This is a genomic window from Pseudohalioglobus lutimaris, from assembly GCF_002866825.1.
GTDB classification, from domain to species: domain Bacteria; phylum Pseudomonadota; class Gammaproteobacteria; order Pseudomonadales; family Halieaceae; genus Halioglobus; species Halioglobus lutimaris.
Genome location: NZ_PKUS01000001.1, coordinates 12,705 through 26,600, shown reverse-complemented (window position 1 = coordinate 26,600; position 13,896 = coordinate 12,705). Strand labels below are relative to the sequence as shown.

Sequence of the window (13,896 nt, the reverse complement as noted above, 5' to 3'; positions counted from 1 at the left end):
ATTACCGGAGGGTAGACGCAGCCTCCAGTAAGTCATTAAGGGCCGATTCCAGGCAGGTGAGGTAGTCATCGGCGTTGGTCATCAGTTTTCTGCAGGCATTGAAAGAAATCGAAAACCGGCTGGATGTGCTGCTGATCGTGTGGAACAAACCCATATTATCGCGTACAGGCCCCAGTCCCAGGCACGCCAGTAATGGCGCTCCATCAAGTTGTTGATCACCTTCCGGCCCTGGCACATTTGATATCATCGTGTGGAATGGCACAGGAACGGGAGCCACGCGACTGGCCCAGGCCAGTGTTCGTATTCCCTCTGCCAATACTGGTGGGGCGATGCTGTCGCTGATATCCATAATTGTCCCGGTCCCCAGGGCGCTGATTGCCTTCTTGCCTGCCACGGCATAGCGGTGAATCCTCCTCAGGCGCTCTACAGGGTCCTCGAGCTCTGTTCCCAGTCCCACCGACATGGTGGCAATTCTATTGCTGCCGGAGGGTTCATCGGCAGAAGAGCGAAGGCTGATGGGCATACCCGCAGCCAGGCTGCCGGATGGCAGCTCGCCTTTCTTCTGCAGGTATTTTCGCAAACCGCCTGCGATCACGGCAGAAGTGATGTCGTTGTAAGTGACTCGCCGTACCTGTCGCTTTATATGTTCAATATCGGCTCTGGATATCAACAGCACGCCCACGCTGCGGCGAGCGCTGACCTGGTCATTAAAGCGGGCCCGGTTACGCAAGGGAGGCGGAAGCTCCGGTGCATTGTGCCTGGTCTCCCGTGCACGCATCAGTCCCGGCAACAGCTTGCCCATGGTCTCGGCAAGTTTGAGCTGGCGGTTGAGAGAGTGGAGGTTCGCCCGCGACCAGATATCCCATTGGTTGGGCTGCGATGACTGCCACTGCCCGCCGCTCTGGTTTGCCGTCTCCATACCATGCAGACGCGCCAGTAGCCGGGCAAGAGAAATTCCATCTATCGCCGCGTGGTGTGCTTTGAGTATAAGCACCTGGCATTCAGGTGGAAGGTCAGGGATGCCATTCAGTCCCGTAATCAGGGAAAGCTGCCATAGAGGTTTCTGCAGGTTCATTCGCCTGCTGTGCTCGTTTTGCAGAATCTCCTGAAATGATTCCCAGGTGCCCCCGACCGGTATACGGTTTGATTTGAGGTGGTATGACCACTCAATATCTCCTGCGGGGACCCAGTAGGGGGTATCAAAATCCATGGCGACACGATGTAGTTTGCGCTGAAACAGGGCCTCCGACAGCAGGCGAGTACGTACCAGCCTTTCCACCAGTGGCAGGGTCAGTGTGCTATTCGTAGCATCATAAATCAGGGCGGCGGTGACGTGCATGGGCGTACGGGCGCTGTCCTGGTGGACAAACGCGGCGTCAAGCCCTGACAGCTGCTCCATGGGTGGTTACTTCCAGGTTCCCGCTGAGGTTTTACCAGAATAGCCCTTTAGAGAGAATCGTGCAGCCCTTTACCGCGTCAACAACCTGCGCATGAAACCCTGGTTTTGCTTATCCTGGCTGCGCATGAGCAGCATGTCGGCCACAAGGCCTTCAATGCTGGCTGCCGTCGCCTCACGTACGGAGGACTGTATGCGTTTGCTCACAGCTTTTCCGGTGCAATCCGGAACTTCGATCGGCTCCCCGAAGGCGAGGTAACAGGGCTCGGGCTTGGGTAGCAAAGTGTTAAAAAGTCCGCGCGGGATTGGCGGTACGAGATCGGGGCGGATATCACCGACGATCCCTCTTTTTTGTAATAGTTTCACCAGCTTACTGTTGAGGAGTTCCTCACCCTCCATGGCGTGATCCCACCAGTCATCAGGACCTACCGTACCAAAGGGAGTGATATTGTATCCGTGCTGTGCAGCCATGCGCACAAAGCCGTAACGCTCACGCCATTTGAGTGTGTATTTTTCACCTGCCGTTTTATTCGCCTCGCCTGCACCGCCAGGGAATACCAACAGGTCGTGGCCGTTTTCCATCAGGGCGCTGCACACCTGGGGGTTGCCCAGTACCATGCCGCCATCAGCCATCTTCATCCCCGTGGGAGTCTGGAACCAGGCCTTATCGCCCATTGCACGGAGGAAGCGCCCTGTCTCGGCATAAACGGTAGGCATAAGGATCAGTCCGTCCAGGCCAAACATGGCATGATTTCCGATAAACAGCGTAGGCTCATCCGGTATGTTTTCCAGGCCGACGACTGTGGGCCTGAAATAGAACTGAATGAGTCTGTACAATTGGGCAAACATTTTTTCGTTGGGACCTTCGATGGAGAGGAAGGCCTCGATCAGTTCGGCGATTTCCTGGTCGGTGAAATCAGTTTTGGTTTCCTGCGCTTGTTTCTTCGCACTCATAAGTCTCTCCGACTTTAGCTACTCATCAATAGAAAAGTAGTCTATTACTTGCCCCGGAGCAGCGGCAGTGTGAAAAATTGCAAAATTCCATGGCTGGAATTTTCACGCCCCTCTCTTTTTCCGCATAAGTGGTTTGTCGCTTTCGCCATTCACCAATTATTGCTTACACAAATGGGCGGTATATGTTCTAAGATAAAGAGGCAGTATCAGTCATGATAAAAAAATAACGTCATCGTTCAGGAGATTCAGAATGAGCTACTTCGTAACAGGTGCAACCGGGTTTATCGGTAAGTTTCTGGTAGAAAAGCTATTACAGAGAGAGGGCTTGGTATATGTGCTGGCGCGCAGAGAGTCCCAGCACAAAGTAGATGCCCTCAAGGAGCGCTATGCCATGGCCGCCGACCGCATCGTGCCGGTATATGGCGATTTAAGCGAACCGCTGCTCGGTCTTGATGAGGGCGAGCGCCAGAAAATGCGCGGTCAGGTGAAACACTTTTTCCACGTAGCGGCCATATACGACCTGAATGCATCAGCCGAAAGCCAACAGATAGCCAATGTCGAGGGCACTCGCAACGCCGTTGCGTGTGCGCAGGACATAGAGGCCGGCTGTTTCCAGCATGTGAGTTCAATTGCCGTCGGGGGCAAGTACCAGGGTACCTTCCGCGAAGGCATGTTCGAGGAAGCGGGCGACCTTGCCCACCCTTACTTCCGCACCAAGCACGATTCCGAGGCGATAGTTCGAAAGGAGTGCGAGATTCCCTGGCGCGTCTACCGTCCCGCTTCCGTTGTTGGGCACTCCGAGACTGGCGAGATTGACAAGGCCGATGGACCCTACTATAGCTTTCAGACCCTCTCCAAACTGCGTAAAGCACTGCCGCCCTGGTTTCCACTGATTGGTGTCGATATGGGCAGCTTCAATATTGTGCCGGTGGATTATGTGGTTTCGGCCATGGACTATATTGCACATAAGGAGGACTGTGACTCCCGTGCCTTCCATCTGACGAACCCGGACCACTACGGCGCTGGCGAGATGATGAATATCTTTGCCGAGGCCGCGAAGGCTCCGCGGTTCGCCTTGCGCCTGGATACCAACATATTTTCATTCATCCCTTCCAACCTGGTCTCAATGCTAAGCAAGCTGCCCCCGGTAAAACGAATGATGGCAACCGCCATGGAGAGCATTGGCATGCCGGTGGACGCCACCATGTTCTTTACCTGGAATACCAAGTTTGACAACCGGGAGACGGAGATTGCCCTGCGCGGCAGCGGCATCGAAGTACCTGAGCTGAAAAGCTATGCCACACGTCTGTGGGACTACTGGGAACGTAACCTCGATCCGGAGCTGTTTATCGACCGCTCGCTGGCGGGCAACATTGGCGGTAAGGTGGTGATCATCACCGGGGGCGGCACCGGCATCGGCCTTGCGTCAGCTATTCGCCTGGGTGAGGCCGGTGCCAAGGTAATCCTCAGTGGGCGCACCATGGAAACTCTGGAAGACGCCAAGAGGCGGGTCGCTGAGGTTGGTGGTGAAGCACATATCTACCAGTGCGATGCCTCAGTCATGGAGGCCTGCGACGCCTTTATCGATCAGGTTATTGCCGACCACGGCAGGGTCGATGTACTGATCAATAATGCCGGTCGCTCAATACGACGGGCCGTTGAACACTCCTATGACCGCTTCCACGACTTCGAACGCACTATGCAGATCAACTATTTCGGCGCCCTGCGCCTGAGCCTGCGCGTACTGCCCGGGATGACTGAGCGCCGTAGCGGTCATATCATCAATATTTCCTCCATGGGCGTAGTGGGTCCGCCCGCACGATTCTCCTCCTATATCGCGTCCAAATCTGCGCTGGAAGGCTGGACTCGCTGCGCGGAAGCGGAATTTTGTAACCGCAATATCGCCTTTACCAACATCAACATGCCCCTGGTGCGTACGCCCATGATCGGACCGACCGCGATCTACGATGTCGCCCCCACCCTTTCGCCGGAGCAGGCCGCTGACATGGTAGTGGACGCGGTTATCAACCGCCCCAGTCGCATTGTCACCGGCATGGGCAGGATGTTCCAGATATGGCACCTGGTAGCGCCCAAGCTGGCGGCTACTGCGATGAACATACCGTTCAGCATGTTCGACGAGTCTGCCCTGTCCAAGGGGATGAAAAAGCCCGAGAAGGTGGAGGCATCGAGCGAGCAGGTGGCCATTGCCGCCCTGATGAAGGGGGTACATTTCTAGGCGCTGTTTCTGGCGGGGGGTGGCTTTTATCGGCTTGACCACACAGTCGCGGGCCACTCCCTAAAGCGCGCTCTTGATAATTACATCACGCTGGGCGGCATCAATGCTTTGCAGGGTTTTCAGTAGTGCAGGCCTCTTCTCGTCCGGGTTATCTGCCAGAGCGTATTCCAGAAATGCCAGCATCACCTCGTTGGATAGAGATTTCTGACGATCGGTAGACATTGTCGACCCTGACGGTAGCGGGTACTGACAAGGTGGGGGTGCACTGAAATCACCCACCCCTGCAGCGGACTTGCGATTTTGAAGGTCTGTATGAAAAGTTATGCTGCCGTCATCCTTCAGCTTGTCAGCAGCCAGCCAACAAGGCAGGTTGTCGAAATTGAAAGCGATACTGTGGGCCTCGCCATGGCCTAAGTGAGTCCCGCCGACTAGCTGTACCAGTACACGTGGTGCATTGGCTCGCTCATAAGCTTGGGCGCTGGTACTGCTATATTCAACCAGTCGATCATGGTCGCCATGGATTAACAGCATGGGGAGGGCCCGGGTCTCATAAAAGGGCGGATAAAATATATCGCCAGCACCGGCGGCAAGCAGAATTGCGGCCTTAAGGCGTGGCTCCATTAGTTCCCTGTCAAATGCTGCCAGGTAAGTAGTCAAGCCCCCGAATGAATGTCCGGCCAGTGCTATGCGCGAATCGTCAACTGCATCCTTCAGCCTGTCCGGCAAGCCGGTCTGCAGGCCGGTGGCGACATCAATCACCCAGCTAATGTCGCCGGGCTGGTTGAGCAGGTCGTTCATGTCCAGGTTATCCGTATCGCCGCCATTGGTTTTCGGGAATCGGAGTGCAGCCACAATAAAACCGTGGCTGGCGAGATATCCTGCGGCCCAGCGGCTGTCTTCAAGATCGCCGCCAAATCCATGTGCGTAGATGACTAAGGGATACTTTTCCCGTTTGTCGATACTGGCTGGAGCCCACAATCGAATCGTTATGTTGCGATCACGTTTGCTGTCATGGGTGTTGATGTCGATAACGGGCGCTATGGCTAAAGGGCCTGTATTCTGGGGCTTTGGGCTGCACGCACAGAGCAGCAGGCAGGCGGCAATCAGGCTGTATAACAGATAGGCTGTTTTCACTATGATTCTCTTATACTGTTGAAATTGTGTTGGGTATACCGTCAATGGCGTGGCGCTCTTGCCAGGTCAACGCTCAACTAACGCGCGGATATCATGACCCGTTGGTCCCTCGTGTGCTCTAAGGCCGAACGCTGGCAACACCGCAAAAATATGGTCAAATATATCAGACTGAATGTCTTCATAGGCGACCCAGGATGTCGTGTTGGTGAACGCATAGATCTCGATTGGAAGTCCTTCACTCGTTGGACTCAGTTGCCTCACTATCAGCGTCATTTTCTGGTGAATGTCCGGATGTGATTTCAGGTACGACACCATATACCCTCTGAAGGTGCCAATATTGGTCAGCCTGCGGCCATTGATCGATAGCGACATATCCGTCAGCGTTTTACTGTTGGCGTAATCAATGGACTTGATCTTGTCATCAAGGTAACCGGCCAGAAGATCTGCCTTTTTGAGCCGTTCTATATCGTCATCGCGCAGGAACTGAATGCTGCTGGTATCTATCAGCACGCTGCGCTTTATGCGTCTTCCGCCTGATGCGGTCATGCCCCGCCAGTTCTTGAACGAGTCAGATATCAGCGCATAGGTGGGAATTGTGGTGATGGTTTTGTCCCAGTTTCGGACTTTGACCGTGGTGAGGCCGATGTCTATCACGTCGCCATCTGCGCCATACTTTGGCATCTCCAGCCAGTCGCCAATGGCCAGCATTTCGTTTGCCGACAACTGAATACCCGCCACCAGACCCAGGATAGGGTCCTTGAATACCAGCATCAGGACCGCGGAAATCGCTCCCAAGCCGCTTAGCAGGATCAATGGCGATTTACCCATCAGTATCGAAACAGCCAGAATTGCGACAAAAATGCTGGCGATGAGCTTAAGTGTTTGTAGTAGACCACGTAGTGGAAAGTTGATCTTGCTGCTTCTCGCATAGGTGAGTTTTTGCAGGAAATCCAGCAAGGAGAAGAAAGAAAGCAATGTAAACAACAGAATCCACTGGTCCGTCGCCGTCTTGATGAACAGCAGCAGCGTTTGAGAGTCGTCCAGCCAGAGCCCAGCCTGTATCTGCAGGACAATGCCCTGAAATACAAATGATGTTCTGCGGAACAGCTTGAGCGCATCGGGAGATTGCTGCCATTTTTGTCCGGCCTTTTCTGCCAATCGTTTGCCCGCGCGAAGCACAAACCCATGCAAGAAGAAATGCAGTAAACCTGCGAACACAGCCAACCAGATGACAACGAGCGTGTTGAACTCCAGCTGTGTATCTCCTGGCCAATACTTGTCGAGCCAGGACAGCAGAAATACCTTGAATTCGTCCCGTAAATTATCCAAATTTTAAGCCCCACAATAAGTAACAAGACGTGGCGTAAGAGACCATAGATATTGCCTCCACTTTCCCAGCGAAGTAAACGAGTCCGTTATAGCGGCTTGCGCAGCCAACTTCCCGAATCAGCTCATCTATGATGACTTTCAGAAATCGGCCCATCACCACTAAGGGGGGACACCGGCATTCATTAAACTGATTTTGCGAAGATCGTTATATGAGGAGAACACCAATGACCCGCGCAGGAATGATTATAGGCATACCTGGGCCTGAAGTTGTACGGGTAAAAAGCAAACGAGGCATGGAGGCTTTCGCGGAGTTGACCATTTGCGCAGCAGGAAAAGGTGTAGCCTGCCCGGCCGGAAAGGCAACTGAGCCACCTGGCACCTGGGCAAAGATCATATCGGAAACATAGGCTACGGAATGTAAGTTATTGGTCTGGTGGCCGCACCTGGGTGCTAACAGGAAGGGGGTTAAACCTGGCAGTCCGCAGCGGGCTGGACGCCACCTACAATTCAGGTTTCCGTGATGATGAGAATGACCTGGTCGGACATGGTGTTATCCCATTTGGGCCGGGAAAGTGTAAACCCTGTGTCCGCTTTAATCGGTAAAGAATGCCTACGGTAAGGACCACCTGTAAGGCGAAGTTCAAGCCAGCGCCGAACTGCGCTATTACGCAAGTGGGCCAAGAAGCGAGAGCGAGCTATGTGGTAACTTTAAACAGCCGTTCAGCCTCGCAAAAATTTTTTAGCCATGCTGCGATTAGCTGGCTTTCCAGCATTGGAAGGCATCCAATGCCCGTCGCAATTTTTCAGAGAGACTTTATCTTTGACCTCCACTTGCGAACAAACCCGCCCCGGCCTCCGTACCGAATTAGCATTTCGGGTAAGAAAGGGTGGATGCCGATTGGAGCCAGTAGGGTCTCGGCAACCCGGTCATAAAGGTTGCGAATTGCTTTTCGAGGGGACTTATTCAAGTCTGATTCGTTCTTCCGAATACTATTGACGAGCGTACATCGAAAACTGTCGTGCTTCATTAAGTCATATATATAAGCGTGCTCGAACGTCGATTCATTGGAGTATGAGCCTTTCCTCGCTCCACTATAGAGGGCAATCAATGACGGTTCCTCGGTACAGGAAATTATCTTCCCGACTCGGTACGCTCTGAAGAGCCATTCTTGAGACGGAGGTATGGCCAACTCATTCTGGTCTTTCCATTCCCCTACATCGAGCGCATCCTGACGATACATAAACCACGATGAGGCGATGTACCATTTTGCCGGGTGATATCGAGTTTCATTCAGAGGTGAGCCTCCGTTAACGATTACTGGATCGGAATTGTCAGAGAAAGGGAGAACAACTGCGTACCTGGCAAGAATGATGTTTGCCTTATTCAGAGCTATCGTCCGCACCATCTGCTCAAGATGATCCGGGAAAAACATGTCGTCCTGATTCAAAAAACAAAGGTACCTGCCAGTGGCCTTTGATACGCCATAATTATTTGGCGCGGACTGCTGGCCGCTGTTGGTCGGAAGATTGTGATACTTGATTCGACTATCACCAAAGGAGTTCACGACTTCTTCTGTGTCGTCTGTACAGTGGTCTCCAACAACAAGAAGCTCCCAGTCCCTAAAAGTCGAATTAACCACGCTCTGGATAGAGAACCTGAGTAAGTGACTGCAGTTGTAAGTAGCCGTTACTATGCTAACTAATGGCTGCGAAGGCGTATTCTCTGTTTTCAAGTCTATAGCGCCTCAGTTTCCCAGTATCTCATGTGAGACATGAAGCGCTAACCATGGCGCCATAGAGTACTTGCCAGTGTCAACCGAGTACCAGTTGCCCGTGCGATGTATGCCCACCTGATCCCGCCTGTGGAGAGATGAATTTGGATCGCTCAGTAACCCTCTGCCGTTGGCGAAGACCCAGCCCCCCTCAACCGAGATACGTGTAGATGCCTCCATTAACCTGCGGCTGGCGGGAATTACTGAGCCAATACTAGTGAGGGTTGTTTCACTAATAGCTCCCTTTTCTGTGTCAGAAAGAGAAGGTGACACTGCATTGAGAACATCGGTGGTAGATGTTACGAGGCCTGACTCGTACCAGGACAGGTAAAATTTTTTCGGATTGTAGGATTTGATATCGCCAAATGGACCGGTGCATATTACCGCCGACGGAACTTTGATCTGTCTAGAGGTTTCGACAAAAAGCGAGCACCTGTACCTTAAGCTTGGCTGACTCAAGTTATTTACACCTATGGAAGCGTCTACTTTGGGCCGGCCTTCCCAAAGACAATTCACCACATGGAAAAATTTTTCTGCATCACTCGTTGTTTCAACGAGGTAGCTAAGCCCGGTGCTTTCATCAAATCGTTTTGCCCCTAGAACCTTGCTGGAGGTTCGTACCTCTATTCCTGGTTCGGCATATACTGCCGCCGACAAGCTATCCGCTATCGATTGGGTGCAGACAGATCTTTCCGGGGACACAAATCCAGCGTCCACATATTCTGGATTGGATAATTTCTCCAGTTCAACCCGTGAAAGCCTTTCCGTTTTTGTGCTGGTGATTGACCCCCAGTATTTCTCTTTATCCGGGTGGTCGTGTAACAGCCGCGTTAGATTTCCGAAATACTGATTAACATGGTCAGGCGTAACAACTGAGTCCCTGTGCACAAGGTAGAGGTCGTCTTCCTGGGTTATGTCATTTAAAGTGGTCCCAATGATCTGCTCGATCAGCGGCCTGAATTGCAGGCCCCCCGTTATAATCTGCTTCGCGGTTTGAAGAGACGCATCACCAGAATACAGGTATCCGAGATGAATTTTCCCCTCATTCCATCGGCTGGCACCCAATAGAATTTGCGGTCTTGCTTCATATAATGTGACGTCGGCACCTTTTCGAGCGAGCAGTAATGCCGTGCAGGTGCCCATTATTCCGCCACCTAGTACCGCAACACGCGGAATCTTTTTCGCTCGCTGCGTTGAAAGTACTTTAGTAATCAAAACGGTAGTCAGCAGGATCGTATGGCCCGCTGGCCATGACTAATGCGACCGTTGATTCGCTCTCGAATAATTGTGAGCCCCACGTCCCTGGCTCTAACAAAAGACCCATTTGTGAATTATTCAAAGTTAGATCAAATTCAAGGTGCTTATGACGTAGATGAATGCCAAGCGCTCCAGATACACAAAATATCAGCTGCCTCTGGCGCTTATGTGAATGTCCACCGCGTACAGTTCCCGCTGGCACATTTGTTATGTGGAAGCTTCTGCGGGGAACAAAAGGAAGTTGAGAGAAGTCACATTCGTGAAGAGTTCCCCGCTCTTCCCTAAAGCCTGGTAATTCTACCAGGGATGCCAATGACGCCCATTCTGTGCTGATTGGACTTATAAGGTAGCTCATGACCAAATGCTAGCAATCCGAAGGGGCTGATTATATGTATAAAAATGCTGTCAGCCTAACTTTCTGAATGAGTTCATGATTACTTCCGGGAGCGAAAGATAGCGACCGACGGTAGGTCGATCCCATGAAATACTCGGGTGCACTGAACACGCTGCGCGAAACCCGTTCACCTACCAGCGCCGGCGCATGATTCTGCTCTCTTGGTCGCGTGCTCTAAGTCGTTAAAACTATTTGAAATATATGGAAACGGTAGGCGCAGGTGGACTTGGGCGGCAGCGGTCGAGCGATTTCCGGGCGACACTTCTGGTGTCAGCATCCGCTGTGATGGATGATAGAATCGCGACGGGACTATTCGGGCTGGCGATGCAAGGTGGCTGAAGGCAATTCGCCAAAAGCATCCCGATAATCGGCGGCAAGCTGGCCCAAATGGCGAAATCCGTGGAAACGGCCAAGCTCTGCGACCCCGGTAACACTGGCATCGCCATTCAGTAACGCCCTGTTCAGCCTGTGTAGTTTCAGCGCTTTGATGTAAGTCGCCGGACTGACACCCAGCACGTCCCGGAACGCATTCTCCAATGTCCTTCTCGAGGCCCCTGTCACCGATGCAAGTTGCGCTACGCTGATCGAGTTGCCCTGTGCCGCAGCAATTTCGCGCAAGGCCCTGTCGAGAACCTTCCAGCGTTTGCCACGAGGGACGACCGGCTCGCGAGTATGGCTGGCATACAAGCACGCCAGCACCATATAAGCCATCTCACGCTCCACCGGCGGAGCAAGCGGTGGATTCAATGCTCGCTGTGTTCCCCCCTGGCCGGGTGCGTATTTCTGCAGCAGGTGCCTTAACCGAAACAGGGGAGCTCCGCCATTGGCGCAGAAACCGCGCTCATCCGGCATCAAGCGATGCAGCGGCTGACCGAAATGGCTTTCGGCCACATCACTCAGGAGTCTTATCGGCAGGGTGAGGTGCAGGGTGTCGAGGCCTGCGCTGGAAACTGACTCGAAATCGCCGCCCAATGGCATGACCAGCAGGCTGTGTGGCGTTACTGACTCTCCGCACCAACGCCATGATTGCGGCCCGGAACCAGAGGCCAGCAGCGAAACCGTGCGGTAGCCCGGTGCCACCGCGCCCTGTTGGTAAAAACGAGCGGGCAGCACAGCGCGGCTGATCATCACCGACGACCCGGCAATTTGCTCAATGAAAAATGGCGCGTTGGCATGACTGAACTGACAGAAATCGAGTTCCCAGCCTACAGCTCGGGTCGCCAGTTCCTCAAAAAGGTTGAATTCGGCTCTTATAAAACAGCCGTCTACCGTTGAATCACCCAAGTTGGAAACCTTTTTGCGCAATATTGATATCCAGCCAGCATTATAGCCCAGCGCGGTGGCTGCATGAGATCAGATCGCCTAAGCTTGCGGGGAATCAAGCAGGTTGTTATTCATGACTCAGCTTTCGGTGTTGGTGGCCCTGCCCGGCTCTATGAAACCGGTTTTGGCTGTTTGTGCCCGATACTGGCAATTTCGGGATATTTACCTGGCAGCACCTGGTGCGTAGTTAAGCAAAGTGGATTACTACCAGAGTGCTGGCCAGAAAATCCTAAAGGAGATTATAAGGTGAAAATAAAATCATTGTTAACGACGGTAGCCTCAGTGGCCCTGGCTGCCGGTTCATTAGTGGCTAACGCCAAGGATATTGTTCACGACGCCGAGCACTATGTGCTGCTGGCACAGTACAAGGACAAGTGGGCGGCGCAGGATAAAACGCTGGACCAGAAGCTTGCCGAGCTGGAAAAGAAGCACGGTAAGCGACCGAATATCATTCACATTATGTGGGACGATACCCCGGTCGGCGAGATAGGAATTCCGGCCATACAGAAAGTGCGTGGCTGGGAAACGCCCAACATGAACCAGTTGGCCGCCGACGGCATTAATTTTATGCGCATGTACACCGAGCCCTCATGTACACCGAGTCGGGCGGCGGTGATGACCGGCCGTCACGCCAAGCGCAACGGCATGTACAACGTGGGCTTTCCCTATGAATATGGCGGACTGGCTGCCGAAGAAGTGACCATTGCAGAGGTGCTGAGCAAAGCCGGATATGCCACGGCTTTTTATGGCAAGTCTCATTTGGGAGATGTGGAGTCCAGCTACCTGAATAATCAGGGCTTTGATGAAGCGTTGTGGACCCCCTACAACCAGGTCCCCAGTTTGTATGTCCCCCGGGCGCAGATCGGTGCGTTGTCAGCGGCCGTCATGTTTCCTGAAATGTTCGGTGAAGACCCCTATGACATCGATAGCGGCTGGAGGCCTGATGGCTATGTCTGGGCGTTGGAGGGTAAGAAGGGAGGCCCGGTTCGCGAAGTGGGCACACCGCCTAACCACGATGACTACGTGGCTTTGGAGGATGAGTTTTGGAAGCGCGCGTCTGAATTTGTGCGCAAGAACGCAAAAAGTGACAAGCCGTTCTTTGTAGCGCTCTGGCCTCAGGTGACTTCTTTCATGGGATTCCCCGACCGGGTGACAGCCAGCGGTGGTTTGTTGCAGGAAGCGCTGGCCCGTATGGATGTCAGGGTCGGCAAGCTGATCAAGGAACTGGAAGCACTGGAGATTGACGACAACACTCTGGTCATCCTGATGGCTGACAATGGCCCCATGACGCACAACGGCCCTCCGGGAATGGTGGAAACGCTCTACACCGGTGGCAAGGGCGACTACACGGAGGGCGGCGTGCGCGTTCCCGCTATTGCTTACTGGCCGGGTGTTATCGAACCTGGGCAGGTCATAGGCGATATCATTCACGAGACCGACCTGTTCACTACCTTCGCTACTCTTGGCGGTGCCACCAAGCATATCCCGCGAGACCGTATAATCGATGGTGTGAACCAGACGGCGCTGTTCCTGGAGGGCGATACGCAGAGCCGTCGGGACTATGTGCATATCTACACGGGTCCTGTATTGGCAGCCACGGTAAAAGGGCGTTACAAGAAGCATTGGACCGGTGCAAAGCCGGGTCTGTCCGGTCCTGAGTTTTACGACCTCTACAGTGACCCCAGAGAAGCCAGCGGCCAACTGCTGCCCATGTTCCCGGCCAAAGGTATGTTCAATATCATGAAGGTTCGCCACCAGCTGATGAAGGAGAAGTACCCCGACAAGGGCCAGAACCGCGACTTCCCACTGAAAGGCATCGAGAATGCGCGGCCTGAAACTATTGAAGCCAGCAAAGGCAGGGTACTCTCTGGCGATGCGCCTTTCGATCCCAAAGACGTTATCCAGAATTTGCCGGAATGGGACAATGTGGACCGTGGCTGGGGTCTGAGCGAGTAATACAGCCCCTATGGTCTAAGGGCCCTCGCCATGGCGGGGGCTTCTTTTTTTTGCCTGCACATCGAATAGGTAGATGCGTAAAAAAACGGGGACAGACCACGGTTGATTAATCGTGGTCTGTCCCCGGTTTTCGAGACGCTGATTC

10 protein-coding genes are annotated in these 13,896 nt (G+C 53.4%); 2 read left to right on the top strand and 8 right to left on the bottom strand.

The window, feature by feature from the left end:
- Nucleotide 1: 1 nt before the first annotated feature.
- Together C0039_RS00090 and C0039_RS00085 are read right to left on the bottom strand one after the other, a co-directional pair.
- Nucleotides 2-1,399, bottom strand: a complete 1,398-nt coding sequence (locus C0039_RS00090; RefSeq protein WP_101516894.1) for a wax ester/triacylglycerol synthase family O-acyltransferase — start codon at nucleotides 1,397-1,399, stop codon at nucleotides 2-4.
- Nucleotides 1,400-1,468: 69 nt separating this feature from the next.
- A complete protein-coding gene (locus tag C0039_RS00085; protein ID WP_075999438.1) occupies nucleotides 1,469-2,350 on the bottom strand; it encodes a lysophospholipid acyltransferase family protein in 882 nt (293 codons plus the stop codon).
- A gap of 250 nt (nucleotides 2,351-2,600) precedes the next feature.
- On the opposite strand from C0039_RS00085, the gene C0039_RS00080 reads away from it, so the two are divergent.
- Entirely contained in the window at nucleotides 2,601-4,586 is a 1,986-nt protein-coding gene (locus C0039_RS00080; RefSeq protein WP_075999437.1) for an SDR family oxidoreductase, read from the top strand.
- A gap of 60 nt (nucleotides 4,587-4,646) precedes the next feature.
- Here the strand turns inward: C0039_RS00080 and C0039_RS00075 are convergent, their stop codons facing one another.
- The 6 genes from C0039_RS00075 to C0039_RS00050 all read right to left on the bottom strand — a co-directional run bounded on the left by C0039_RS00075 (nucleotide 4,647) and on the right by C0039_RS00050 (nucleotide 11,756).
- Complete coding sequence (locus tag C0039_RS00075) at nucleotides 4,647-5,720, bottom strand: alpha/beta hydrolase family protein (protein ID WP_165786989.1); 1,074 nt, start codon at nucleotides 5,718-5,720, stop codon at nucleotides 4,647-4,649.
- A 66-nt stretch (nucleotides 5,721-5,786) separates the two neighbouring features.
- Nucleotides 5,787-7,049, bottom strand: a complete 1,263-nt coding sequence (locus C0039_RS00070) for a mechanosensitive ion channel family protein (protein WP_075999435.1) — start codon at nucleotides 7,047-7,049, stop codon at nucleotides 5,787-5,789.
- Between the two features lie 803 nt (nucleotides 7,050-7,852).
- Nucleotides 7,853-8,782 carry a glycosyltransferase family 2 protein gene (locus C0039_RS21480; RefSeq protein WP_165786988.1) on the bottom strand — a complete coding sequence of 310 codons (930 nt, stop codon included), beginning with the start codon at nucleotides 8,780-8,782 and terminating at the stop codon, nucleotides 7,853-7,855.
- A gap of 12 nt (nucleotides 8,783-8,794) precedes the next feature.
- Nucleotides 8,795-10,036, bottom strand: coding sequence for an FAD-dependent oxidoreductase (locus tag C0039_RS00060; RefSeq protein WP_279304887.1), 1,242 nt, complete (start codon nucleotides 10,034-10,036; stop codon nucleotides 8,795-8,797).
- Nucleotides 10,026-10,433: a sugar 3,4-ketoisomerase gene (locus C0039_RS21475; protein ID WP_075999432.1), complete on the bottom strand. Its 408-nt coding sequence runs from the start codon at nucleotides 10,431-10,433 to the stop codon at nucleotides 10,026-10,028. The genes C0039_RS00060 and C0039_RS21475 overlap by 11 nt, the downstream gene beginning before the upstream one ends.
- A gap of 348 nt (nucleotides 10,434-10,781) precedes the next feature.
- On the bottom strand, nucleotides 10,782-11,756 hold the full coding sequence (locus tag C0039_RS00050; RefSeq protein ID WP_133125904.1) for a helix-turn-helix domain-containing protein: 975 nt from the start codon (nucleotides 11,754-11,756) through the stop codon (nucleotides 10,782-10,784).
- A gap of 285 nt (nucleotides 11,757-12,041) precedes the next feature.
- On the opposite strand from C0039_RS00050, the gene C0039_RS00045 reads away from it, so the two are divergent.
- Entirely contained in the window at nucleotides 12,042-13,751 is a 1,710-nt protein-coding gene (locus C0039_RS00045) for a sulfatase-like hydrolase/transferase (protein ID WP_165786987.1), read from the top strand.
- Nucleotides 13,752-13,896 lie beyond the last annotated feature (145 nt).

Bases quoted from the DNA above. Each gene is read 5' to 3' on its own strand.
- C0039_RS00090 (WP_101516894.1), bottom strand. From the start codon at position 1,399: ATGGAGCAGCTGTCAGGGCTTGACGCCGCGTTTGTCCACCAGGACAGC.
- C0039_RS00085 (WP_075999438.1), bottom strand. From the start codon at position 2,350: ATGAGTGCGAAGAAACAAGCGCAGGAAACCAAAACTGATTTCACCGAC.
- C0039_RS00080 (WP_075999437.1), top strand. From the start codon at position 2,601: ATGAGCTACTTCGTAACAGGTGCAACCGGGTTTATCGGTAAGTTTCTG.
- C0039_RS21475 (WP_075999432.1), bottom strand. From the start codon at position 10,433: ATGAGCTACCTTATAAGTCCAATCAGCACAGAATGGGCGTCATTGGCA.